Annotated in this window: 25 protein-coding genes and 1 pseudogene; 17 read left to right on the top strand and 9 right to left on the bottom strand. The window is 35.1% G+C overall.

Annotated features, from left to right (window positions below):
* Positions 1–1,452 carry a M20/M25/M40 family metallo-hydrolase gene (locus ACJJVT_RS15890; protein WP_405400005.1) on the bottom strand — a complete coding sequence of 484 codons (1,452 nt, stop codon included), beginning with the start codon at positions 1,450–1,452 and terminating at the stop codon, positions 1–3.
* Between the two features lie 147 nt (positions 1,453–1,599).
* Between ACJJVT_RS15890 and ACJJVT_RS15885 the strand changes: the two genes are divergently transcribed.
* From ACJJVT_RS15885 to ACJJVT_RS15875, 3 genes are read left to right on the top strand one after another with little or no spacing between them, the layout of a single operon-like run.
* A complete protein-coding gene (locus ACJJVT_RS15885; protein WP_405400004.1) occupies positions 1,600–2,892 on the top strand; it encodes an aminopeptidase P family protein in 1,293 nt (430 codons plus the stop codon).
* A gap of 9 nt (positions 2,893–2,901) precedes the next feature.
* Positions 2,902–3,672 (top strand): exodeoxyribonuclease III, encoded by a 771-nt coding sequence (locus ACJJVT_RS15880; protein WP_405400003.1) that lies wholly within the window; start codon positions 2,902–2,904, stop codon positions 3,670–3,672.
* Between the two features lie 2 nt (positions 3,673–3,674).
* A complete protein-coding gene (locus ACJJVT_RS15875) occupies positions 3,675–3,848 on the top strand; it encodes a hypothetical protein (protein ID WP_405400002.1) in 174 nt (57 codons plus the stop codon).
* Positions 3,849–3,863: 15 nt separating this feature from the next.
* Here the strand turns inward: ACJJVT_RS15875 and ACJJVT_RS15870 are convergent, their stop codons facing one another.
* Complete coding sequence (locus tag ACJJVT_RS15870; protein WP_405400001.1) at positions 3,864–5,141, bottom strand: branched-chain amino acid transport system II carrier protein; 1,278 nt, start codon at positions 5,139–5,141, stop codon at positions 3,864–3,866.
* A gap of 249 nt (positions 5,142–5,390) precedes the next feature.
* On the opposite strand from ACJJVT_RS15870, the gene ACJJVT_RS15865 reads away from it, so the two are divergent.
* Positions 5,391–5,618 (top strand): hypothetical protein, encoded by a 228-nt coding sequence (locus tag ACJJVT_RS15865; protein WP_405400000.1) that lies wholly within the window; start codon positions 5,391–5,393, stop codon positions 5,616–5,618.
* A gap of 11 nt (positions 5,619–5,629) precedes the next feature.
* Here the strand turns inward: ACJJVT_RS15865 and ACJJVT_RS15860 are convergent.
* The 5 genes and pseudogenes from ACJJVT_RS15860 to ACJJVT_RS15840 all read right to left on the bottom strand — a co-directional run.
* Positions 5,630–5,764, bottom strand: a pseudogene (locus ACJJVT_RS15860) (thiamine-phosphate kinase); the annotation flags it as partial.
* A gap of 11 nt (positions 5,765–5,775) precedes the next feature.
* The gene (locus tag ACJJVT_RS15855) at positions 5,776–6,429 is read right to left on the bottom strand and encodes a hypothetical protein (RefSeq protein ID WP_405399999.1); all 654 of its coding nucleotides are present in this window, start codon (positions 6,427–6,429) and stop codon (positions 5,776–5,778) included.
* Between the two features lie 82 nt (positions 6,430–6,511).
* On the bottom strand, positions 6,512–7,642 hold the full coding sequence (locus tag ACJJVT_RS15850) for a helix-turn-helix domain-containing protein (RefSeq protein WP_405399998.1): 1,131 nt from the start codon (positions 7,640–7,642) through the stop codon (positions 6,512–6,514).
* Between the two features lie 59 nt (positions 7,643–7,701).
* Positions 7,702–8,745, bottom strand: coding sequence for a thiamine-phosphate kinase (thiL, locus tag ACJJVT_RS15845; protein ID WP_405399996.1), 1,044 nt, complete (start codon positions 8,743–8,745; stop codon positions 7,702–7,704).
* A gap of 98 nt (positions 8,746–8,843) precedes the next feature.
* On the bottom strand, positions 8,844–10,253 hold the full coding sequence (locus tag ACJJVT_RS15840; protein ID WP_405399995.1) for a Gfo/Idh/MocA family protein: 1,410 nt from the start codon (positions 10,251–10,253) through the stop codon (positions 8,844–8,846).
* A 513-nt stretch (positions 10,254–10,766) separates the two neighbouring features.
* Here ACJJVT_RS15840 and ACJJVT_RS15835 point away from each other — a divergent pair.
* The 11 genes from ACJJVT_RS15835 to ACJJVT_RS15785 all read left to right on the top strand — a co-directional run bounded on the left by ACJJVT_RS15835 (position 10,767) and on the right by ACJJVT_RS15785 (position 19,617).
* Complete coding sequence (locus ACJJVT_RS15835; RefSeq protein WP_073241609.1) at positions 10,767–11,096, top strand: iron-sulfur cluster assembly accessory protein; 330 nt, start codon at positions 10,767–10,769, stop codon at positions 11,094–11,096.
* Positions 11,097–11,137: 41 nt separating this feature from the next.
* Positions 11,138–11,503: a four helix bundle protein gene (locus tag ACJJVT_RS15830; protein WP_405399994.1), complete on the top strand. Its 366-nt coding sequence runs from the start codon at positions 11,138–11,140 to the stop codon at positions 11,501–11,503.
* A 40-nt stretch (positions 11,504–11,543) separates the two neighbouring features.
* Positions 11,544–12,989: a Fe-S cluster assembly protein SufB gene (gene sufB, locus ACJJVT_RS15825; protein ID WP_405399993.1), complete on the top strand. Its 1,446-nt coding sequence runs from the start codon at positions 11,544–11,546 to the stop codon at positions 12,987–12,989.
* Positions 12,990–13,048: 59 nt separating this feature from the next.
* Positions 13,049–13,801: a Fe-S cluster assembly ATPase SufC gene (gene sufC, locus ACJJVT_RS15820; protein WP_405399992.1), complete on the top strand. Its 753-nt coding sequence runs from the start codon at positions 13,049–13,051 to the stop codon at positions 13,799–13,801.
* A gap of 79 nt (positions 13,802–13,880) precedes the next feature.
* Positions 13,881–15,197 (top strand): Fe-S cluster assembly protein SufD, encoded by a 1,317-nt coding sequence (gene sufD, locus ACJJVT_RS15815; RefSeq protein WP_405399991.1) that lies wholly within the window; start codon positions 13,881–13,883, stop codon positions 15,195–15,197.
* A gap of 121 nt (positions 15,198–15,318) precedes the next feature.
* On the top strand, positions 15,319–15,939 hold the full coding sequence (locus ACJJVT_RS15810) for an outer membrane protein (RefSeq protein WP_405399990.1): 621 nt from the start codon (positions 15,319–15,321) through the stop codon (positions 15,937–15,939).
* A gap of 92 nt (positions 15,940–16,031) precedes the next feature.
* On the top strand, positions 16,032–17,246 hold the full coding sequence (locus ACJJVT_RS15805; RefSeq protein WP_405399989.1) for an aminotransferase class V-fold PLP-dependent enzyme: 1,215 nt from the start codon (positions 16,032–16,034) through the stop codon (positions 17,244–17,246).
* Positions 17,247–17,319: 73 nt separating this feature from the next.
* On the top strand, positions 17,320–17,745 hold the full coding sequence (locus ACJJVT_RS15800) for a SufE family protein (RefSeq protein ID WP_299318741.1): 426 nt from the start codon (positions 17,320–17,322) through the stop codon (positions 17,743–17,745).
* Between the two features lie 6 nt (positions 17,746–17,751).
* Entirely contained in the window at positions 17,752–18,084 is a 333-nt protein-coding gene (locus tag ACJJVT_RS15795; RefSeq protein WP_073241624.1) for an SUF system Fe-S cluster assembly protein, read from the top strand.
* Positions 18,085–18,117: 33 nt separating this feature from the next.
* Positions 18,118–18,624 carry a DUF2480 family protein gene (locus ACJJVT_RS15790; RefSeq protein ID WP_405399987.1) on the top strand — a complete coding sequence of 169 codons (507 nt, stop codon included), beginning with the start codon at positions 18,118–18,120 and terminating at the stop codon, positions 18,622–18,624.
* Between the two features lie 72 nt (positions 18,625–18,696).
* Positions 18,697–19,617: a DUF3078 domain-containing protein gene (locus ACJJVT_RS15785; RefSeq protein WP_405399986.1), complete on the top strand. Its 921-nt coding sequence runs from the start codon at positions 18,697–18,699 to the stop codon at positions 19,615–19,617.
* Positions 19,618–19,898: 281 nt separating this feature from the next.
* On the opposite strand, the gene hflX is transcribed toward ACJJVT_RS15785, so the two are convergent.
* Positions 19,899–21,110, bottom strand: coding sequence for a GTPase HflX (hflX, locus tag ACJJVT_RS15780; RefSeq protein ID WP_405399985.1), 1,212 nt, complete (start codon positions 21,108–21,110; stop codon positions 19,899–19,901).
* Between the two features lie 167 nt (positions 21,111–21,277).
* On the opposite strand from hflX, the gene ACJJVT_RS15775 reads away from it, so the two are divergent.
* Entirely contained in the window at positions 21,278–22,255 is a 978-nt protein-coding gene (locus ACJJVT_RS15775; RefSeq protein ID WP_405399984.1) for an endonuclease, read from the top strand.
* 161 nt (positions 22,256–22,416) lie between these two features.
* Positions 22,417–24,618 (top strand): S8 family serine peptidase, encoded by a 2,202-nt coding sequence (locus tag ACJJVT_RS15770; protein WP_405399982.1) that lies wholly within the window; start codon positions 22,417–22,419, stop codon positions 24,616–24,618.
* 4 nt (positions 24,619–24,622) lie between these two features.
* On the opposite strand, the gene ACJJVT_RS15765 is transcribed toward ACJJVT_RS15770, so the two are convergent.
* Positions 24,623–25,132 carry a DUF3124 domain-containing protein gene (locus ACJJVT_RS15765; protein ID WP_405399981.1) on the bottom strand — a complete coding sequence of 170 codons (510 nt, stop codon included), beginning with the start codon at positions 25,130–25,132 and terminating at the stop codon, positions 24,623–24,625.
* Between the last annotated feature and the right edge of the window lie 74 nt (positions 25,133–25,206).

The raw sequence follows: 25,206 nt of genomic DNA, 5'->3' as shown, positions 1-25,206 counted from the left end.
TTATTCTTCCCATTTCCACTCATTACCAATGATTAATTTTTCCTTTAAATCATTCTTGATCATAAATTCTTTAGTGGTTTCGCTATCCATTTTCGTAGCGGGTAATGTATCTGCATTTGCAACGGCATAAAGCATCATTGTACCAAAACGAGCGGTGTTTTTCATATGGTCTTCATTTACCAAATTAAAATCATCACAATCAGAATGGTAGCATCCGTAAATAGAACGGTCCAGATTACTGTGAACAGATAAAATTGGCACACCTTCTAGCATAAACGGTTGGTGATCACTATGCAAACCAGATTTGTTTGAAAACTTATTTTGATAAATAGTATCCTGTTTTTGAATAGCAGCTCCTAAATCTGCAAAGAATTGCTCGTTATCCAATTCTCCGCCGGCATTCATCCCAATTGGGTTCCCAGACATATCTAAGTTCATCATGTATTTAATGTTCTCAATAGTATTGTTTTCAATAGCCTGTTCTACTAAAAATTTTGATCCAAGTAGCCCTTGCTCTTCGCCCATAAACATTACAAATTTTACAGTACGTTTTGGATGAAGGTTATTTGCTTTGAATGCTCTTGCGATGTCTAAAACAGCAAATGATCCAATACCATTATCAATAGCACCGGTAGCTAAATCCCAAGAATCTAAATGTCCGCCAATAACAATTTCTTCTTGCGGAATCTCTGACCCTGGTAATGTTGCTACAACGTTTCTTGCTTTTATAACATCACTTGTATTGGTCATGTCAATTTTAGCAGTAGCCTTTTTTGTCTTTAAAGTTTCCTTCAACGCCATACCATCTTCTTTCCCAATACACACAGCAGGAATCGGAATCAATTCTCCCGTAACCGATGCAGTACCTGTTAATAAAACTCCATTGTCAACTTGGTTGATGATGATGATACCAATAGCACCATATTTTATGGCTAAAGCTGTTTTCTCGCTACGGTGTAAGTTGCTCAATCCTTCTTCGCTATCTGGTAAAATATTAATGTATACTAAGGAAATTTTTCCTTTAACGGCATCTGGGTTTGCGGCATAATCTGCATCTAGACCATTACCCATATCTACAATTTCGCCGGTAACGTGTGCTTCTACAGGTGCGTGACCTAAAGTAACTACTTTAATATCTTCATCATTAATCTGTAAAGAAACCTCGCCTCTTGCCCAAGCCTCTACCTCAAAAGTTTGGTAGGCTACATCTTCAAAACCGTATTCTTTAAATTTATTATAGGTATACTCTTCTGCCTTAGCACCGTTGGTAGAACCCGTAAGTCGGTGACCAATGGTTTCAGTAGCTTCTTTTAATGAACTATAGCCTTTAGAATTTGCTTTGATTTCGGTATCAATACGTGTAAATAACTCAGCTTGTGATTCTTCTTTTTTGGTTTCTGAGCATGCCTGTAGGCACAAAGCGCCTATTAATAGGTAAGCGATTTTTTTCATGAGTTGTTTGTGTTTGGTTTAGGTATACAAGTTAGCCAATTTGTAGTTAAGAATATGAGTAGGTGTTCTTGTAAATCTTACAATTCTATGCCCTATTTTTTAAGGAAACAACACATAATGCGTAATTTTATATCAAAATAAGAATTCATGAAATACGATCAAATACCTAACTCCCTATTTATAAAGAACCGAAAGAAGTTTATGGACCGCATGCAGCCTAAAAGCATTGCCGTTTTTAACTCTAATGATATTTACCCAATAGGCGCAGATAGTGTGTTGCCTTTTGAGCAACATAGAGATATTTTTTACCTTTCTGGGGCTGATCAAGAAGAAACTATTTTAGTGCTTTTTCCTGATGCGATTAATAAAAAGCATCGCGAGGTGCTGTTCGTTCGCGAAACAAATGAGCATATTGCTATTTGGGAAGGTGAAAAATTAACGAAAGAGAAAGCTACGGAAGTTTCTGGTATTGAAACAGTTTGTTGGTTACAAGATTTCGAGAAAATATTCTTTGATTTAATGACCGAGGCTGAAACTATTTATTTCAATACTAACGAGCATTATAGACAAGCGGTAGAAACGCAAACTCGTGAAGACCGATTTATTGAAAAATATAAACATCAATATCCAGCACATAAGGTTGCAAAGAGTAATCCTATTCTTCAAGAGATTAGAGGAATTAAGGAACCTGAGGAAATTGATATTATGCAAACCGCATGTAATATCACCGAAAAAGGATTTCGCAGACTGCTTGGTTTTGTGAAACCGGGTGTGATGGAATATGAGATTGAAGCAGAACTATTACATGAATTCGTGCGAAATAGATCTAAAGGTTTTGCTTACCAACCCATTATTGCTTCTGGCAATAATGCGAATGTATTGCACTATTTAGAGAATAATAAGCCTTGTAATGATGGCGATTTAATTCTGATGGATGTTGCAGCGGAGTATGCTAATTACTCTAGTGATTTGACCAGAACGATACCTGTAAGCGGAAAATTTACCAAACGCCAAAAAGAGGTGTATAATGCTGTGTTACGTGTTAAAGACGATGCTACTAAAATGTTGGTACCTGGTACGCTTTGGGCAGAATATCATAAGGAATGTGGTAAATTAATGACTTCTGAACTTTTAGGGTTAGGTTTATTGGATAAAGCCGATGTACAAAATGAAAATCCTGAATGGCCTGCGTATAAAAAATACTTCATGCATGGTACTAGTCACCATATTGGTTTGAATACACATGATTACGGAGCATTGAAAACACCTATGAAAGCAAATATGGTATTTACTGTAGAACCAGGTATTTACATTCCCGCTGAGAATATGGGTATTCGTTTAGAAGACGATGTAGTCATTCAAGAAAAGGGAGCACCTTTTAACTTGATGGCTAATATTCCGATCAAAGCAGATGAGATTGAAGAATTAATGAACAAATAAGAGCATAGAATGAAATTAGTATCGTGGAACGTTAATGGCATAAGAGCTTCTGTAAAAAAAGGATTCGAAGACATCGTAAAAGATTTTGATGCCGATGTATTTTGTGTTCAAGAAACCAAGGCGCAAGATGATCAGGTAGCAGAAGCATTGAAAGATATTACCGATTACGAGCTTTTTAGCAATAGTGCAGAACGAAAAGGCTATTCTGGTACCGGAATTTTATCTAAACAAGCACCTGTGAAGTTCGATAAGGACATGGGTATTGAAGAACATGATTTAGAAGGAAGGATTACACATTCTGAATTTGAACATTTTCACTTGATCAACGTGTACATACCTAATAGTGGTAGCGGATTAAAACGTTTAGATTACCGTGCCGGATGGGATAAAGATTTCACCAACTACCTAAGGGAGCTATCAAAATCAAAACCTTTAATAATTACAGGCGATTTTAACGTAGCACATACCGAGAATGATTTGGCAAACCCGAAAAGTAATTATAACAAAACATCGGGATTTACACAAGTCGAAATTGACGGATTTGAACACATGCTGAAAGAAGTAAATTTGGTAGATAGCTTTAGAAAGTTACACCCTACTACGTTCGATAAATATACCTTTTGGAGTGCACGAGGTGGTGCACGTGGTAGAAATGTTGGTTGGCGTTTAGATTACTTTTTGGTAAGTGAATCTATTTGGGATAAGGTGACATCTGCCGAAATTCATGATCAGGTAATGGGCAGTGATCATTGTCCCATTAGTTTAGAAATAGAGTTTTAAATATGAGTTTATTTATATTCCTTCAAGAGGCTTCCGAAATTGAAGAGAAAATTAAAGAAGCACCTAGTAGTGCTTATGAGATAGGTGTCGTTATCGGCACCTATCTACCTTTGGTGGTAATGATTTTAATCGCGTATGCTTTTTACTATTATTCGAAAAAGAGAAAAAATAGGTAATAGGTATATCAAAATTTATTGAGACTTTCTTCTACCTATTACATTGATTGCCATAAACACAACTAAAGCTGGCAATACCCAGCCCAAACTATATTGTTGCAGAGGAATCCAAGAGAAGGTGTCTGCTGCGGGCGATAATGCGCTTATACTACCTAAGAAATCTGGAATACTAAATATGATGGTGGTAATCGTAACCGCTCTAAAAACAAAAACAGATGCATATTTGTCTGGCAATACATTCAATAGAATTAGAATAATGGTTATCGGATAAATAAACATTAATGAAGGTATGGCTACAGCAATAATATAGGCGACATTAAATTGCCCCACTAAAACACCTAGTACACTACCTAAAATTGCTGTTATCGTATAAATAGATTTGGAGTCATTAAATCTAGACGCCACAAAATCTGCTGTCCCCGTAACAATCCCTACAGCAGTTGTAAAACAAGCCAAACCAACAAGAATACTTAGAAATAAGTTACCAATATTACCTAAACTCTGTATGGCTAAACCAGATAATATTTCTGTTCTCGTGGTATCGGCATCGAATACAGAATGTACTAAAGATCCAGAAAGTATCAGTCCCATATAAATTAAAAACAGCGATAAACCAGCAAACCAAGCGGCATTGCGTATCAGTAGTTTTTTATCCTCGTATGAGGCATGGGTATATTTTAAATTGATAGATATGATAATTACTCCGCCAACCACGACAGCACCAATAGCATCGAATGTTTGATAGCCTTCTAGTATTCCGTTTGTAAACGGACTAGCAATAGCAGTGCTTCCGAATTCGAAAGGAAAAGAGAAAACGGTAATCCCAATCACTAAAAGGAGAATTAGAATTATGGCAGGCGTTAATATTTTACCTAGTATGTTCAAAATTTTAGAACGGTTTAAGGCAAATAATAAAACCAAAGCGAAGTAAACGCTACTTGTAACCCAAGATGAGATATCCCAATAGGGCTGAATGGCCATTTCGTGTGTTACCGAAGCCGTTCTTGGGCTAGGCAGTGCAATAGCAATGGCATAAATGAAAAAGGCATAGATTAAACTGAAGGTTGGCGATACTTTATTCCCAAAATCTATGAGTGTTCCTTGAAGTTTTGCATGTGCCAAAATACCAAGTACCGGAATCGCTACTGCAGATAGTCCGAAACCTATGGTAACTATGAGCCATTGGTCGCCAGAATTAAAGCCTAATAATGGAGGTAAAATTAGATTGCCGGCTCCAAAAAAAAGAGAGAACAAAGCAAAGGCTGTAACGAGGGTTTCCTTCTTTTTAAACATGAATGCAAATTAAGTGAAAGATTATTAAATAACAGGTAAGGCAAGGTTTTTCATTTTCTGAAACACCAAAAAAAAGGGCATTGACAACAGGTTAGGTAAAACTCACAACAATTACTGGTACAGGCCTTTAATATGCTGTACTTTAACCAAAGGAAACAAAACATAAGTTAATTTCCTTGAAATTCAATCTAATATATAATCGCATTTTCTCGATTACCCAAATCGAATTTTTGCATAAAATCCTACAGCATGAAAAAAATATTCTGCAGCATCTTCGGCCATCACTATTCAATTTCTAAAAAAGTGACGTCTCATATAAAAGAGTACAAATGTATTCACTGTCAAAAAGAAGTAACTACCGATGTAAGTGGTAACCTTTCTGTTTTAACACCTGAATTACAAGATATCAATAGAACTTTAGAACATATTTATCAAAGAAGACATACTGCGACTACTGCAACACAACAAGTAGCATAGTTTATCCTTTTTTAGCTAAATGAATTCCAACCCTGTGCGGTTAATGGAATCTTCGTATTGCTCCTAGAAATTAAGAATGCCCCTTCGTCTTTTCCTGTGGTATGCCCTATGACGGTCAAGTTTGGATTACCCTTAATTTTCGGGAATTCTTTTTGGGCTATATTTTTTTGATTTTATTCTTTCTCCAAAAAAAGAGAATAAATCCTATTGCCAATAGCGTTCCAAATATAGATGGTAAAAATTGACTATAAGGTTTGTGTTCTGGTAAAACTGTACCAATAAAAGCTGCTAGTAGAGCTGTAAATGAAGCAATCATCTTATAGATGTGTTCATAAAGCCATCGATTTTTATATTTGTTTTTAGGTAGAAAATATCTAACGAAATCATAAGCGATTATTAAAAATAATGCTGCTACTGTACTATAAATAATCCCAGATGCCCATATTAAGCCAATCGTTTCAATATAGTGCATGAAATATAGTCCGGACACCAAAGCTGTTATTGCTACAATAATATCTAATAGTTTCGGTAAGCTTTTTTTATTTCCTAAAACTCTATATCCAGAAAACGCTTGATATCCACTCAGTAATGTAAGTACTAAAAGAAATGTATTTACTTTAAAAATAAAAACCCCAATAAGCCCTGTTATTATTACAATAGCTATCAGCACAAGAAATAAGATGCCACTTTTCTTATGTGTTTTATTTCCTTTTGATGCTATCATAGCAATGATGCCCATTACCATTGCTAAACAACCTGAAATAACATGTATCAAAATATTTAATTGGTGTGTAAAAGTATAGTCGCTCATAACTTTAAAGTTTTAAGCAATATTACCTTTAGATAATAATCTTCACGACCTACCCTATCGGTTGGCACCTGTAAAAAAGAGGTTAAGAGTTAAAATGGGAGGGAGTTTTACCTGTATTTTTTTTAAAATATCGATTGAAAGAAGATTTTGATTTAAAACCGCATTCAAATGCAATTCCTAAAATTGAAAGATGGTCATAGTCATTGGACTTAATCATAGTCTTAGCCATTTCAACACGATATTGATTAATGTAATCATAAAAGTTAATTTTATAATATTGGTTTATGACTTGTGATAAGTGAGATGGAGAAATATTTAAATTATCTGCAAGTAGCGATAAATTGAGATTCTCGTTCATAAATGGTTTTTCCTGAATCATAAAAATTGCTAATTGTTGCGCTAAAACTTCAATTTTATCATCTGTCAATCCTGATTTTGAATAAGGGGATTTTAGCTTTTCAGGAGAGTTATGTATTGGCGAATTGTTTTGAGAAAAATCAATGCTGGAAAACACAGCAGTTTGTTTGAATCCGTAAAATCCAAAAGCAATTAGCATTAAGCTTAATGAAATTCCGACCAATGCAAATGCATTTTTTAATGGGAATAATTGAAACTGAGTAGCTCCAAAAATCCAAATTGAAGTTATTACGAAAAGTATCAAAAATGAATTGACAACGTAGGTTAACCATTTTAAATCTATTTTTTCCTGAAATGAAAATAGAGTGGTAATTGAGGTTCTATGTTCTTTTAGAATTAGTAAATCCCAAACACAATACAAAAGCCCAGAAATTGCTAAAGGAACTGCATACAATCGGGACCAAAATGTATCACTTTTTTGAATAAGTAGATAGCCGTCTTTTGCTATTATTAACGTATCCCAATATTGTTGTGCAGCGTATAGGATAATAACATAAATACCATATATGCTCGAATGGAAGAGTATAGTTCGAGCTGATACTTTGTGTCCTGTAAGATGTAAAATATAAAGGTAAAGGACTGGCGCACCCAATAAAGGAAGGCTAAAAAAAGAAATAGCCCAAAACCCTGTAATTTCAAATTGATAGATGGTAATTTGGTAAAAAGCGACTTGGCAAAGCATAATGCCGATCCAACCAAGAAAGAAGTAATCTCCTTGTTGTTTTGCTTTTTTAAACAATAGTAAAAAAAACATCAAGATTCCAATACCAAAACCAACATTCAGAACAGTTTCCATTTATACACTATAACTCTCCATGCCCCAAACTACGAATTTATATCATAATCAATCCTTTTTTAGCTAAATGAATTCCAACCCTGTGCGGTTAAAGGAATCTTCGTATTATTCCTAGAAATTAAGAATGCCCCTTCGTGTTTTCCTGTGGTATGCCCTATGACGGTCAAGTTTGGATTACCCTTAATTTTCGTGAATTCTTTTTGGTCTATCGTGAACAATAATTCATAGTCCTCGCCGCCACTAAGTGCAACAAGGATGCTATCCATTTTAAACTCTTCGCAAGCTGAAATTACCGTTGGGTCTAAAGGAATTTTGTCTTCGTACAAGTCAATACCCAATCCGCTACTTTTACTTAAATGTAGTATCTCTGATGAAAGTCCGTCACTAATATCGATCATTGATGTTGGGTGAACATCTAATTTTTTCAATAGTTCAGGAATGTCTTTACGAGCCTCAGGCTTTAATTGTCTTTCAACGATATAAGAATACGGCTCTAGATCTGGCTGACTATTTGGGTTTACTTTAAAAACTTCGTTTTCACGCTCTAATACTTGTAGCCCCATGTATGCAGCACCTAAGTCTCCACTAATAACTAGTAGGTCGTTTGGTTGAGCACCTGAGCGGTAAGCAATATCTTCTTCATTTGCGATACCAATTGCGGTAACGCTAATCATTAACCCTGTTTTTGATGAGGTGGTGTCACCACCAACTAAATCGACATTATATGCTTTGCATGCTGTTGCCACACCAGCGTAAAATTCTTCAAGTGCTTCTAATGGAAATCTGTTTGAAACAGCCAATGAAACAGTTACCTGAGTTGCTGTTGCGTTCATGGCATAGATATCAGAAAGATTGACCATTATAGATTTGTAACCTAAATGCTTTAATGGCATATAGGCAAGGTTGAAATGTACCCCTTCTATTAAAAGATCTGTGCTTATAACTGTTTTTTTGTTTTCAAAATCTAAAACTGCAGCATCATCACCAATACCTTTTACGGTAGATTCTTGTTTGATTTTAAAATCTTTAGTCAGGTGTTCTATGAGTCCGAATTCACCTAATTTCTCTAACGATGTTCTTTCTTGTTCTTTATCTTCTAGCATGTTGCAAAAATAAGAAGTAAAACAAGATGAATGGTATAAAAAAATCCGAAGCTGAAAAGCTTCGGATTTACTATTGAAATTGTAACTGTATGTTGGTCTTATCCTACCGAATATCCATCTCTGTAAGTACGTTTTACATATTTGTTTGCAGGTTCGAAGTTGGTGACCTTCATATTTGCTGCATCCCACTGTAAACGTTTTCTTCCGTGGTATTGTTTTCCGCCACCCCAAAAACTTTGGTTTTCAACTGTTGGGTCTACTTCAAAATATGATTTTAATGCTAAGTTTCCGATAAGGATGCTCTCCGTAAACGGACCAGCATAATCAAAAGAAGAACTCGTTTCTGCATTTCCGTAGCCTGCCATACAAGCATTTACCCATTGTAAATAATGGCCTTCTGGTACTCGTGCTATAGTTTGTTCTACTTCAAATTGTTCGTTAAGTGTTAATGGTAATAACCTCGGATTAGCACCGTAGCAATCTGCCATTAATTTTCCTTTTGTACCAATGAATAATACGCCACCATCCCAGTTTCCTAAAGCTTCGTCATCGCCTAGTTCTTCTGGTCTTTCAGGTAATAATCCGCCATCCATCCAAGTAACTTTTATTTTTCCTTTGCCATCGGTTCTTGGGTAGCTTAAGTGTATTTTACTGGAGTTCGGGAAACTCTTTGGGTAGTCTTTATACTGAAAATTGCCGCTGAACGAGTCAGAAACACTGCATTCTACGGTATCAGGATATAGAATTGGTAATATTCTATAAACAGGGTCCATAATATGACATGCCATATCACCAAGTGCACCTGTTCCGAAATCTGACCATCCCCTCCAGTCAAAAGGCAGGTAGGCATTATTGTAATCTCGCATTTGTGCAGTGCCTAACCAAAGATCCCAGTTTAAGCCTTTCGGAATTTTGTCTTTTTTGGTAGGTGTTTGTAATGCTTGTGGCCAAATAGCTCTATTTGTCCAGCATTTTACGGTATGTACTTCACCAATAATGCCTGTATCATAAATTTCTTTCATAGTACGAACTCCGTCACCAGAACCACCTTGGTTACCCATTTGTGTAACTACTTTGAATTTTTTGGCTGCTTCGGTCAACATTCTTGCTTCCCAAATATCATGCGTCAATGGTTTTTGAACGTAAACATGTTTACCCATAGACATTGCCTGGTAAGCTGCAACGGCATGGTTGTGATCTGGTGTAGATACAGAAACGGCATCAATATTTTTGCCTTCTTTATCTAACATTTCTCTAAAGTCATTGAAATAACTTGCCTTCGGGAAAGCTTCTCTAGATCTAATTGCTTGCCTGTTATCTACATCGGCAAGTGATACGATATTTACATTCGGACTCTCAGCAAAAGAAGCGATATCGCTTTGACCTTTACCACCAACGCCAATACCGGCAATATTTAATTTGTCGCTTGGTGCGACAAACCCTGTTCCGCCTAAAACGTGTCTAGGTACAATCATAAAACCGGCTGCCGCCATACCGGTATTCTTCATAAATTTTCGGCGGGTGTTGTTTTTGTCGTTTGATTTGTTGTGTGACATAATAAGTTGTTGTTGTTTGATTTGGTATTGAAGGTAACTCAATTCTGCTAGATTGAACCCTATTTAGAGCTAGCTTGAAATTTAATTCACCATGTTTTTTAGGTTTAGTTATTGATAATTAGTGGATTAAGGAGTTGGTTGGGTGTGGCTTTTAACACTTTCTTAGCTTTTTTCGGTGATGGAATAATGACACTTACATTAAGAATTATCAAATTTTGTGATATTTAATTGTTATGTATAGACAGGCGCAAGTGCAGTAACGTTGTAAAAGAATGAATTTAGTTTTGTTCGATGTGGAATGCTCAATAAAATCAAGTAGCTGTTCTTCTTCAATTATAACTATCATGTTCTTTTTAAGTATAGTATTTCTCTATTAATATATACGTTATAATAATGTTAGGTTCTATGGAAAAAACGGACTTATGACTTATATTTGTAAACTATTTAGATTAAATCTAGTTAATTATGATTCAAGTATCAGAAACGGCTAAACAGAAAGTAATCAACCTAATGACAGAAGAGGGTTTTGATGCTACGACGGATTATGTACGTGTTGGAGTAAAGAGTGGCGGATGCAGTGGATTATCATATGAGTTAAACTTCGATGATAAGAAAGACGACGCTGATAAAGTATTCGAAGACAACAACGTGCGAATTATTGTAGACAAAAAAAGCTTTTTATATTTAGTAGGAACGGTGTTGGAATACTCTGGTGGATTAAACGGAAAAGGTTTTGTTTTTAACAATCCTAACGCTCAAAGAACGTGTGGTTGTGGCGAGAGTTTTTCATTGTGAAATTAAGTTAAACAGTAAAAAGTAAAAAAGTAAAAGTTAATATGTATAGTTCTTTTGAAGATTTAGAAGTGTACAAATTATCAATAACTTTTACGGGTAAAATCTATAAGTTGCTTGAAAAACAATCTTTGAAAAGTGATTTTGCAATGGTTGATCAATTAAGAAGAGCAACTATTTCAATTTCTAATAATATATCTGAAGGTTTTGAGCGAGAAACAGATAAAGAGCTGATTAGATTTCTTTATTTTTCAAAAGGTTCTTCGGGAGAAGTTAGGAATCTTTTTAATGTAATGGAAGAAATTGGATATTTTGATAAAAGAGAATTAATAGAGTATAGAGAGCAAGTTGTTGTAATTTCGAAACAGCTAGCGAACTATATTAAATACGTTAAAAAGAGATGTAGTTAATTTTTAACTCATTTACTTTTAGCTTATTAACTATGAATATATGGCATATACAGAAGAAGAATTAAAGAAAGAATTGGAAACCAAAGAGTATGAGTACGGTTTCTACACAGATATTGAGTCTGATACATTTCCTATTGGTTTAAACGAAGAAATTGTTATTGCGATTTCAAAGAAAAAGGAAGAACCAGAATGGATGACTCAGTGGCGTTTAGAAGCTTTTCGTATTTGGGAAAGTATGGAAGAACCTACATGGGCGAATGTGCATTATGATAAACCAGATTTTCAGAAAATCAGTTATTATTCTGCGCCAAAATCTGCTGACCCTAACAAAACGTTAGACGATGTAGATCCAGACTTGTTAGAAATGTATCGTAAGCTTGGTATTTCTGTTGATGAGCAAAAGAAGTTACAAAATGTAGCTGTCGATATTGTTGTCGATTCTGTTTCTGTAGCAACAACTTTCAAAAAGACACTGGCGGAAAAGGGAATTATTTTTATGCCTATTTCAGAGGCGATAAAAGAGCACCCAGAGTTAGTAAAAAAATACATTGGTTCTGTAGTGCCACAAAAAGATAATTTTTATGCAGCTTTAAATTCAGCTGTATTTACCGATGGTTCGTTCTGTTATATTCCGAAAGGGGTAAGATGCCCAATGGAGCTTTCTACGTATTTTAGAATCAATCAAGCAGGTACAGGTCAATTTGAGCGTACGTTGCTAATTGCTGATGAAGATAGTTATGTAAGTTACCTAGAAGGTTGTACAGCTCCATCAAGAGATGAAAATCAATTACACGCTGCCGTAGTAGAGCTAATTGCCCTAGATGGTGCTGAGATAAAATATTCTACTGTTCAAAACTGGTTCCCTGGTAATAGTGAGGGTAAAGGTGGTGTTTTTAACTTCGTTACGAAAAGAGCTATTTGCGAGAAAAATGCGAAAGTATCTTGGACACAAGTTGAAACAGGTTCTGCAGTAACATGGAAATATCCTTCTTGTATTTTAAAAGGAGATAATTCTATCGGTGAATTTTATTCTATTGCCGTAACGAACAATTACCAACAAGCAGATACAGGTACAAAAATGATTCATCTTGGTAAAAACACCAAGAGTACTATTATTTCTAAAGGTATTTCTGCAGGTAAATCTCAAAACAGTTACCGCGGATTGGTACAGGTGAATAGCCGTGCCGAAGGAGCTCGTAACTTCTCTCAATGCGATTCTTTGTTAATGGGTAACGAATGTGGTGCACATACCTTCCCGTATATCGAAGCAAAGAACAAAACAGCAATGATAGAGCATGAGGCTACTACAAGTAAAATTGGTGAAGACCAAATTTTCTACTGTAACCAAAGAGGTATAGATACTGAAAAAGCAATTGCATTAATTGTAAATGGTTTTAGTAAAGAAGTATTAAATAAACTACCAATGGAATTTGCTGTTGAGGCACAGAAATTATTGGAAATTAGTTTAGAAGGTTCTGTAGGATAAAAAGTAATTAAGATTTTAGTAAAACGCCATTGGCGCCACAATATTTAAAGTAACACATTATGTTGAAAATTAAAGATCTACATGCTAGCGTAGACGATAAGGAGATATTAAGAGGAATAAACCTAGAGGTTAAAGCAGGTGAAGTACATGCTATAATGGGCCCTAACGGTTCTGGTAAAAGTACATTAGCTTCTGTAATTGCCGGAAACGAGCGTTTTGAGGTTACTCAAGGTTCAATTGAATTAAGTGGTGAAGATTTAGAAGAAGTTTCTCCAGAAGAGAGAGCACACAAAGGTGTTTTTCTTTCTTTTCAATATCCAGTTGAGATTCCAGGTGTTTCTGTAACCAACTTTATGAAAACTGCAATCAACGAATCTCGTAAGGCTAAAGGTCTTGAAGATATGCCTGCAAAGGATATGTTGAAGCTGATTCGTGAAAAATCTGAGTTATTAGAAATTGACCGTAAGTTCTTATCTAGATCATTGAACGAAGGTTTTTCTGGTGGTGAGAAAAAGAGAAACGAGATTTTTCAAATGGCAATGTTAGAGCCAAAGGTTGGTATATTAGATGAAACCGATTCTGGATTGGATATCGATGCTTTACGTATTGTTGCTAGCGGAGTTAACAAACTAAAAAGTAAGGATAACGCTGTAATATTAATTACACACTACCAACGTTTATTGGAGTATATCGTGCCTGATTTTGTTCACGTTTTACACAATGGTAAAATAGTAAAATCTGGTGGTAAAGAACTTGCTCTAGAGCTTGAAGAAAAAGGATACGACTGGTTAAAGCAAGAAACGGCGGTGTAATTAAGTATACAGTATTCATTGGTAGTAATCAGAGATTGCGAACTGCCAACTGCTACTGTAAACTGGCAACTGAAAAAATATGGATTTAAAAGATAAATTGATTTCCTCTTTTATGGCGTTTGAGAACAACGTGGATGTTGAACATCCAGTACACGATGTTCGTATGGCGGCGATAAAAAACTTTGAGGAAAAAGGATTTCCTTCTAAAAAGGAAGAGGCTTGGAAATACACTTCATTAAATAGTTTACAAAAAATAGATTTCAGCATATTTCCTAAGGAACAGAATGCGTTGGAATATAAAGATGTAAAACGCTATTTTATTCACGAAATTGATACCTACAAAATTGTTTTTGTTGATGGTATTTATAGCTCTTACCTTTCTGAAACTACGCATGATGGTGTTGATATCTGTTTAATGAGTGCAGCGCTTACAAAGCCTATGTACAAGCAGGTAATTGATGTGTATTTTAATAAAATCGCATCTAAAGATGAATCTTTAACTACTTTAAACACTGCGTTTAGTAGAGAAGGGGCTTATATCTACATACCGAAGAATAAAATGCCTAAAAAACCAATTGAGATATTACATTTCTCTACCGGTAATGAGGCTTCTCTTTTATTACAACCAAGAAATTTAATTGTAGTAGAAGAAAATGCTGAGGTTCAAATTATTGAGCGTCACCAGAGTTTAACATCGAACGACACACTTACTAATGCAGTAACCGAAATATTCGCTGCAAAAAGTGCTATCGTTGATTTTTATAAAATTCAGAATGATGCGGCTACAGCTTCATTAATCGATAACACGTATGTTGATCAAAAAGACAAAAGTGTTGTTAATGTTCATACCTTTTCTTTTGGTGGTAAATTGACTCGTAACAACCTTAACTTCTATCAGAACGGTGAATATATAGACTCTACCATGAATGGTGTTACTATTCTAGGAGAAAAACAGCATGTGGATCATTACACATTAGTGCATCATATGCAGCCAAATTGCGAAAGTCATCAAGATTATAAGGGAATTTATGGCGATAGCTCTACAGGTGTTTTTAATGGTAAAATTATCGTTGATAAAATTGCTCAAAAGACAAATGCTTTCCAAAAGAATAATAATATTCTTATTAGTGATAAAGCAAGCATTAACTCAAAACCACAATTAGAGATTTTTGCAGATGATGTAAAATGTTCTCACGGTTGTACTATTGGTCAGTTAGATGAAGATGCTTTATTCTATTTACAGTCTAGAGGTATACCAAAGAAAGAAGCAAGAGCATTATTGATGTATGCATTTGCTAATAATGTATTATCTACTGTTCGTATTCCTGAGCTTAAGACAAGAATAAATAAATTGATTGCGGAGAAGCTAGGGGTAAACCTTGGGTTCGATTTGTAAGATATTCATTATTTTATTCAATTAAAATTAACGGTTCGTTAGGTTATTCTTAACGAACCGTTGTATTTTCTTACATTGTCAATTAGTTATTTTCGTCATATAAATAATTAACTTGAAATTTATGAAACGACTTTTACTTACCTCATTTTTAGTATTTACCGCTATTGTTTTACATGCTCAAGACCAGAAATGGAGTGTTGAGGCTAATTACCCTTTAAATATTTCAGATAATCTAAGATTTGGTGAATTGAATGGTGTAGTAGATTTTGGTATTAAATATCGATTTGTTCAGTTAGGTGCAGTAAATATTGGCGCCGGTCTTAATGCTGCATTTTTAAAAAACCATGATGAATGGACTTATGGTAGTCAAGAGGATGTTGATGTGGTAAATGATTATAAGGTGAAAAAACTTTTAATTCAGCCGAAAGTGTTTGCTGAGTTGGCAATTCCAGGATTGGCGAAACTTAAGCCTCAAATTGCGTTGGGTTATACTATAGTTAAAGATGATTATTATTATAACAGCGGTAGTAATACTGAAGTTGACGATAATTCTACCGATGGAGGGTTAAACTTGAATTTAGGTTTGTCATATGATATTTCTAAGAGATTCTTCCTTCAAATTCAATATGATTACATCAATATAAATAAAAAAGGAGATACTGTTATTAATGGCGAGACTTTTCGCTATGATTATGATGATAACGGCAGTCTAATAAAAGCCGGTGTCGGATTTCGTTTCTAATTCTCTGTAAACACAGATTATCACAAAAGGATAATGTACTATACCCGATATGTTTTCATTATCGGGTATCTTTGTATATAAGAAGATTGACTATGTTAGATATTAAAAAAATAAGGGAAGATTTTCCAATTCTTAAGCGCGAGGTAAATGGTAAGCCATTGGTCTATTTAGACAATGCCGCTACATCGCAAACTCCGCAGCAGGTAATAGATGCAATAGTAGATTATTATCAGAACTACAATGCTAACATTCACCGTGGGGTGCATACACTTTCACAAGAAGCTACCGATAAATACGAACAAGCTAGAATAAAGATTCAGAAGCATTTTAATGCTGCTAAATCTTATGAGATAATTTTTACTTCAGGTACTACCCATAGTATCAACCTTGTTGCAAACGGATTCGCTTCTTTAATCAAAAAAGGAGATGAGGTTATCGTTTCTGCGATGGAGCATCATTCTAATATTGTGCCGTGGCAAATGTTATGTGAGCGTACTGGTGCTGTTTTAAAAGTAATTCCTATGAATCTAGAAGGGGAATTACGAATGGATGTTTATGAAGAACTTTTAAATGATAAAACGAAATTGGTTTTTTGTAATCATATTTCAAATGCTTTAGGGACTATTAATCCGATAGAAGAAATTATAGAAAAAGCTCATAAAGTTGGGGCTGCCGTATTAATTGATGGTGCACAGGCTGCGCCGCATTTAGTTGCAGATGTACAAGCTTTAGATGTTGATTTTTATACCTGTTCTGCACATAAAATTTGTGGACCAACAGGTGAAGGTATGTTGTACGGTAAAGAAGAGTGGCTAAATAAATTACCGCCTTACCAAGGTGGTGGTGAAATGATTGCAGAGGTTACTTTCGAAAAAACTACTTATGCCGATCTACCACATAAATTTGAAGCTGGCACCCCTAATATTTGTGGTGGTATCGCTTTTGGTGCTGCATTAGATTATATGAATGCCATTGGCTTTGATGAAATTGCCAAATACGAGCATGAGTTATTAGAATATGCTACGCAAGAGTTACTGAAGATAGACGGACTCAAAATTTACGGTACGGCTAAAAACAAGACTTCTGTTATTTCATTCAATATCGAAGGCATTCACCCATATGATATTGGTAGTATTTTAGATAAGTTGGGTATTGCCGTTCGTACAGGGCACCATTGTGCACAACCGATTATGGATTTCTATAAAATACCAGGTACCGTACGTGCTAGTTTTGCTTTCTATAATACCAAAGAAGAAGTAGATGTACTTGTTGCGGGTGTTTTGAAAGCAAAAAGTATGTTGTTGTAATACAAAGTTTAACAGGTAATGTTAAGGTTTGAAATCCTTCAATTGTTATCGTATTTTTGCATAAAATAAAGCAATGGAAATTAAAGAGATACAGGAAGAGATTATAGATGAATTTTCTATGTTCGATGATTGGATGCAGCGCTATGAGTACATGATCGATCTTGGTAAGTCACTTCCATTAATTAACGAAGAGTTTAAGACTGACGATAACATTATTAAAGGTTGTCAAAGTAAGGTTTGGGTACATGCCGAATTAGAAGATAATAAATTGGTATTCACAGCAGATAGCGATGCTATAATTACCAAGGGTATAATTGCCATTCTAATACGTGCATTTAGCAACCAAAAACCACAAGATATTTTAGATGCCGATACGCAGTTTATTGATGAAATTGGGTTAAAAGAGCATTTGTCGCCTACAAGGGCAAACGGTTTGGTAAGTATGATCAAACAACTAAAGTTATACGCAGTAGCGTATCAAACACAAATTGAAGACTAGAAGATTATGAGTGATGAAAATATAGCTGAAGACAGCGCAGAATTAGGAGAGAAAATCGTTAAGATTTTAAAAACTATATATGATCCAGAAATTCCTGTAGATATCTATGAATTAGGATTGATATATGATGTTTTAGTAAATGAAGATAATGAGGTAAAAATTTTAATGACGCTTACATCTCCAAACTGTCCGGTTGCAGAAAGTTTACCTGCAGAAGTAGAGGAGAAGGTGAAATCATTAAATGCTATTAAAGATGCTGAGGTTGAAATTACTTTTGATCCACCTTGGACACAAGATTTAATGAGCGAAGAAGCAAAATTAGAATTAGGACTTCTTTAAATAGATTGTTTTCTCAATTTAAAAGATGCCTTTATGCAAGATGAAATTGTAAATAAAGTTGCCCAAAGCAAACTGATTACTTTTAACCTAGAAGAATACTATCCGCAGGGTAAAAGAGTAGTGCTGGATATTAAAGACTGGCTTTTTGAAGGTTTTATACTGAAGGAAAAAGAATTCAGGGCTTTTGCTGAAGCACATGATTGGTCTCAATATGAGGGTGCTTATGTTGCTATGCAATGTTCTACCGATGCTATAGTACCCGGTTGGGCATATTTATTATTAAGCGTTAAACTTAGTGGTATAGCCAAAAAGGCAATTCAAGGTACTTTAGTAGATTTAGAAACTAGTATTTATCAATCTATAATTGAGAATCTTGATGTTTCTGAGTATCAAGATAAGTTAATTATTATAAAAGGATGCAGTAAAAAACCTGTACCTGCTAACGCATATCTGTTTCTTGCAGAGCGTTTAAAACCGGTTGCAAAGTCTATTATGTATGGCGAAGCTTGCTCTTCTGTGCCATTATATAAAAGAAAATAACATAATCGTGCTTAAAGAAGTTCTCAAGTATTATTACCTTTGCGCCACTATAAATTATAAACATTAATTATTATGAAGAAAATTGTATTAACTCTAGCTCTTGCATTTGTTGCAACTGTTGGTTTTTCTCAGACAGAAGAAGAACTAAAAGGTCAATTAGGTGCAGCGAAAGATTCTATCGCAGCTATTCAAGGAAGAGCCGACGCTATTCAAGGTGCTATAGACGCATTACCAGGATGGAAAAAAGGTGCATTCGGTACTATTGGTGCAAACCTTAGTAGCTTTAACAACTGGTACGGTCAAGGTACTCCAGATTTATCTTCTGGTAACATTGGTGTAACTGTAAATGCTTTTGCTAATTTGAACGAAGAGAAATTCTTCTGGAGAAACTCTGGTAATATCAATTTAGGATGGGTAAAGTTCGATGATAAGAACGATGATACTGATGATGACAGTTTCAAACAAGGTACTGATGTATTTAACATCTCATCTCTTTACGGTAGAAAATTGAACGAAAAGTGGGCTATTTCTGGTTTAGCAGAATATAGAACCACAATATTGAACAACTTTAACGATCCAGGATACCTTGATGTAGGTGTTGGTGCTACTTGGACTCCTATTACTGATTTAGTTGTTGTAATTCACCCATTAAACTACAACTTCGTATTTAGTGATAACGATGCAGTTTTTGAATCTTCTTTAGGTGCTAAAATCGTTGCTGATTACACGAGACAAATTGGTGCGGTTAACTTTAAGTCTAACCTTTCTATGTTTCAAAGCTATAAAAGCGGTGACCTTTCTAACTTAACTTGGATCAACTCTTTTGGTTACACGTTATGGAACGGTATTGGTTTAGGTTTTGAATTCGGTTTACGTGATAACAAGCAAGAAGCTTTAAATTTCGCATTAACTGATACACCTACTGAAACTTTTGATACTGTTGACAACAAGTTACAAACGTATTTCTTAGTAGGTCTTAACTACTCTTTGTAGTCTTAGATAGTATTTTAGAAAATAGTATATAATAAAAAAGCCCTCTATATAGAGGGCTTTTTTCGGTTAAGTAATTATCGTAAAATTTGGGGTTTTACTTTTTAGTTTTCATAAGTTAAATATCGATTTGGGGTCAAGACTTATCTTAAGTACACTGTAAAATTAACTCATATGGTCTTGTTGCAAACAATTTATGTTGTGAACTGATCTCATAATGTGGTGAGATTTACCATCGGTTTAATTTCATCGATGAACTACATCATTTCGTTTATAATTGACATTTAATACTCGTCTAAATGTTCTGGATATAGAAAATTATTATACGGAAAACGTGTAACATGAATATCTCTTACCTCGTCATACACACGTTTTCTAAATTCATCTAGATTTTCTTTGTTCAATGCTGATATAAAAATGGCACGGTCGCCCACTTTTTCCATCCAAGTTTGTTTCCAATCATTAATGGTAAAATGTCTTCCCGTACGCTCGGTTATTAAATCGTCATCATCAATGGTTTCGTGCTCGTACTGATCAATTTTATTGAATACCATAATCATTTTCTTATCTGAACTTTTGATTTCAGATAATATCTGATTTACCGATTCTATATGCTCTTCAAACTGCGGGTGAGAGATATCTACTATATGTAGCAATAAATCTGCCTCACGCACCTCGTCTAACGTACTTTTAAAGCTTTCTACAAGCTGTGTAGGTAGTTTTCTGATAAATCCTACTGTATCACTTAATAGAAAAGGGAGATTTCCTATAACAACCTTTCTTACTGTAGTGTCTAATGTGGCAAATAGTTTATTCTCGGCGAATACCTCACTCTTACTGATCACATTCATTAATGTAGACTTACCAACGTTGGTATATCCTACCAAAGCAACACGCACCAAAGCACCACGGTTACCTCTTTGGGTCTCCATTTGGCGATCAATTTTTTTAAGCTTCTTTTTAAGTAAGGTAATACGATCACGTACAATACGTCTATCTGTTTCAATTTCGGTTTCCCCAGGTCCGCGCATACCAATACCCCCTTTTTGGCGCTCAAGGTGTGTCCATAATCCGGTTAGTCTTGGCAGCAAATATTCATACTGTGCAAGTTCAACCTGTGTTCTAGCATAACTTGTTTGTGCACGCTGCGCAAAAATGTCCAATATTAAACTGGTACGATCAATAATTTTACAACGTAATTGTTTTTCAATATTACGTTGTTGTCCAGGTGTAAGTTCATCATCGAAAATTACCGAGCCAATTTCATGCTCATCAACGTATTTTTCGATTTCTTCCATTTTCCCTGTACCTATTAAGGTTTTCGGATTTGGAATATCCATACGTTGGGTAAAGCGTTTGAAAACTTCACCACCAGCAGTATAGGTAAGAAACTCTAGTTCATCTAGATATTCCTTTACCTTTTCTTCATTTTGGTCTTTATTGATGATACCAATAAGAACCGCTTTTTCATAATCTATACTCTTCTTTTCTATCATAAAATTCCGTAAAGTGTAAAATTAAGCATTTACCGATAAGCTATTTCGTATTTTTATTGACTCGATAATCGAGATTTTGTGCTCTGAGCCTTTCCGATGAATATTAAATTAATTTTCCTCGAATGTCTCTTTGCTTCTCTAGAGTTAGTTTCTCCTTAAAATAATACATGCGATTTCCATTTTTTAAGAAAAAGACAAAAAAACAGCGTTATACGATTGCATTCTACAATTTAGAGAATCTATTTGATCCAGAGCGCAATACTAAAATTTTAGACAAAGATTATACACCTAATGGTGCAAAAAAGTGGACTGTAGAGCGATACCAGCGTAAATTAGAGAAACTCTCGAAGACGATAGCTAAGATCGGCGAAGAAGATCACCCTTACCCACCTGCACTAATAGGTGTTGCCGAAGCCGAAAATAATAGTGTTTTTAAAGCATTGTTAGATACCGATGCTATGGACGATTTGGATTATGGATTTATACATTACGATTCACCAGATGAACGGGGTATAGATACAGGTCTTATTTATCGAAAGCGTTTTTTTAAAGTTTTACATTCAGAACCATTGTTATTACTGGTCGATAATGCCGGGGGAGTTAGAGATACTACGAGAGATATACTATATGTAAAGGGAGAGTTAAATAAAGAGTTGGTACATGTGTTTGTAAACCATTGGCCATCTAGAAGAGATGGTGGTGTAGAAACAGAATACAAGCGTGTAATCGCTGCCAACGAAATAGTTGAGAAAATTAAAATAATAAAGGAAACCGAATTGGATCCCAATATTATTGTGATGGGCGATTTTAATGATGACCCTTCTTCTAAGAGTATGCAGATTTTAAAAGAGGAAGCATCTTTGTTCAATCCTTTCGAGAAAATACATATACCTAATAGTAAGGGATCTTCTGTTTATGGTAGTAAATGGAATATGTTTGATCAGATTTTAGTGTCCAATTCATTTTTTAACAATCAAAAGAATACGCATAGTTTCGATAGTGCGGCAATTTTTGATCATAAGTCTTTAAAAGAGAAAAAGGGAAAGTATAAAGGTACGCCCTACAGAACTTTTGTATCTGATCGGTATATGGGTGGTTACAGCGATCATTTTCCGGTTTATGCGATGTTTACCTTCAATTCTTAAAGTACCGTATATCGAGAGAAAAATCTTACACATCATAAAATGATGGTTTCACAACAGGTTCAACATTATGTTTAAGTATTTCGTCGAATAAAAGAGGTCATTCACCGAAACGTTCAACAAGGTTAATATGTTTGTAGTCCAAATCCTACAATTTAAAACCTATGTTGACTACCTACAACTTAACCTACCTTAAAAGTAGTATCTTAATACTGCTGCTTTTTGTGTTCTCGGCAACAAATGTTATTACTGCGCAAACTTCGCAACAACGATTGAAAATTGCTGAAAATAACAAGAGAACCGAATTGGCAAATTTCAAGTCTAATTTGGTTTCTGAGTATGCTCTTGAAAGAACTCATCTTAAAGAGGTAGCAAAACTGAACAACTGGAAAATCAAAGAAACTTTAGCGAACGGTAAAAAAATCGAATTGCAGGGTATAGGGGTAGATGGTAGTCCTTTATATTATGAAACTTATTCTGATCAGGCTGGTTTGGTTTCTAGAGCAAGTACATTAAATACAGATGGTTTAATGGGACTTCACTTAGATGGAGATGGAATGAAAGTTGGTGTTTGGGATGCTGGTGTAGCGTTAGAAAATCATATTGAATATACATCTAGGGTTACTATTGGTGATGATAATGCTGAGGTTGATACACATGCTACCCATGTTACAGGAAGTATAATTTCTACAGGACTTAAAAGAGATGCTAAAGGTGTAGCAAATATGGCCAATGTAGTATCGCATGATTGGACAAGAGATAAGATTGAAGTAACAGAAGCTGCTGCTGACGGACTTCTACTTTCTAACCACTCTTACGGTATTAAGGCTGATCGTGTGCCAGACTGGTATTTTGGTGCTTATACGAAAGTAGCTCAAGATTGGGACAAGATTATGTACAACGCTCCTTACTACTTAATGGTAACTGCTGCAGGTAATGCACAAAAGAGTAGAGATAACTTAGAACCTACATACGGTAAAACAGCTGATGGTTTTGATGTATTGTTAGGTTTTACCATTTCAAAAAATAATATAACTGTTGCTGGTGCCAATTCTAAGATTGATGGAAACGGAAATTTAAAAACTGCTGATGTTTGTACCTACAGTAGTTTTGGTCCGGTTGATGATGGTAGAATAAAGCCAGACATTGCTGGTAACGGTGGTGCTGTTCTTTCTACAGATGCGGCTAGTAATACTAGTTATGAAACTTCTTCTGGTACTTCTATGGCTACACCAGGTGTTACTGGGTCATTATTGTTGTTACAACAGTACAATAAAGAATTATATGGTGCGTATATGAAAGCAGCCACTTTAAAAGGTTTGGCTTTACATACTGCAGATGATATTGAAGATTTAGGTCCAGATTATAAAATGGGATGGGGAATCATGAATTCGAAAACCGCTGCTGAGGTTTTAAATAACAAAGATTTCTCTAGCCACATTGCCGAAGAGACATTAGAAAACGGAAATTCATTTTCTTTTGATGTAACTGCAGAAGGTAACGAAACATTGATCGCTTCAATTTCTTGGACAGATATACAATCTAGTTTTATTAATTCGGGTGAATTGAACAATACTACTGCAGCATTGGTAAATGATCTTGATATTAGAATTACTAAAAACGGACAAACTTTTTTGCCTTGGAAATTGAATCCTGCTCAGGCAGCTAGCGCAGCCACAAAAGGCGATAACAAAGTAGATCCTTTTGAAAGAGTTGAAATACCTAATGCAAATGGTACGTATACTATTACTGTTACCCATAAAGATGAACTTGTAAACGCTATGCAAGATTTTTCATTGATCGTTTCGGGTGTTGCTATGACAACCTGTTCTATAAATGCGCCAGAAGTTGGTCTTGATGAAGCTGAAATGTCTACCGTAAAATTAGCATGGAATGCTTCAGAAGATGCACTTTATGAAATTCAGTATAAAGAAGTTCACCAACAAGAATGGTCTACAGAGTATATTTCTGTAAATAACTTTAGCTGGAAGGGTTTGTTGACAGATACTACGTATTCTTTTAGATTAAGAACATTCTGCTCACAGAACATCGCTTCTGAATTTAGTGAAGTAGCAACATTTACTTTTAAAGGTGCGGAAACCGAGTTGGAAACCTTAAATGCTTTAAGTGCAGATTCTGATATTGCGTTTAGCGTGTATCCAAACCCTGCGGTAGATGAAATACAATTGAATGTAAAAACGTCTGATACTGCTACCTATAGAATAATGAGTACATGTGGTGTTGCATTGAAAATGGATAAAGCATCAGATGCTAGAATCAATGTTTCAGATTTACCTTCAGGTTTGTATATATTACAAATTCAAGATGCTGAGGTAAGTAAAAGCACAAAATTCTATAAGTACTAGAACCCTATTTTATTCTTCTAGATTGTGTAGTAAATGAAAGTCCTTGTTGACCAACGGTAGAATTCATAACGCCTTCAAATAATGGCTCCGGACAGTCTTTTGGCGCATGCCATTCAAAAATAAAGTTAGAACCGGTACCACCTTCCACATCCATTTCATCTATGATGATTTCGGCAGTTTCTAATGGAGCTAAATAAATAGGGTGGGTAAAGTAATTACGTAATGATACGCCATGAGTGTCAAAATACTCTGCCTTAGTTAGGTAGATAGTATCCACATCGCTGGTATTCCGTAAACTGACCATTGCCGTTAAATTATGGGTCTTATGCTCAGAACTACTATAAATTTGAGAATAGATAGATAAATAAGACTTCCCATATTCTAATGAATCTTTAGCATTGACCGTCGCTTTTCTCTTCGTCCAGTTTTCAGGATGTATAGAGCTTATTTCCTTTTCTTGTAAACAGCTTGCCAGTACTAAAACTACAGAGAATAATAAGATGATTTTTTTCATAGATATGGCTCGTTTTTGAACAAATGTTGTTACTAACAAAATTACATCATTAGTGCTATTTTTATATGAATGGA

This window comes from Maribacter sp. Asnod2-G09 (genome assembly GCF_045063795.1).
GTDB lineage: Bacteria > Bacteroidota > Bacteroidia > Flavobacteriales > Flavobacteriaceae > Maribacter.
Note: the sequence above shows the minus strand (reverse complement) of the source record. Positions and strands in the feature narration are given on the sequence as shown.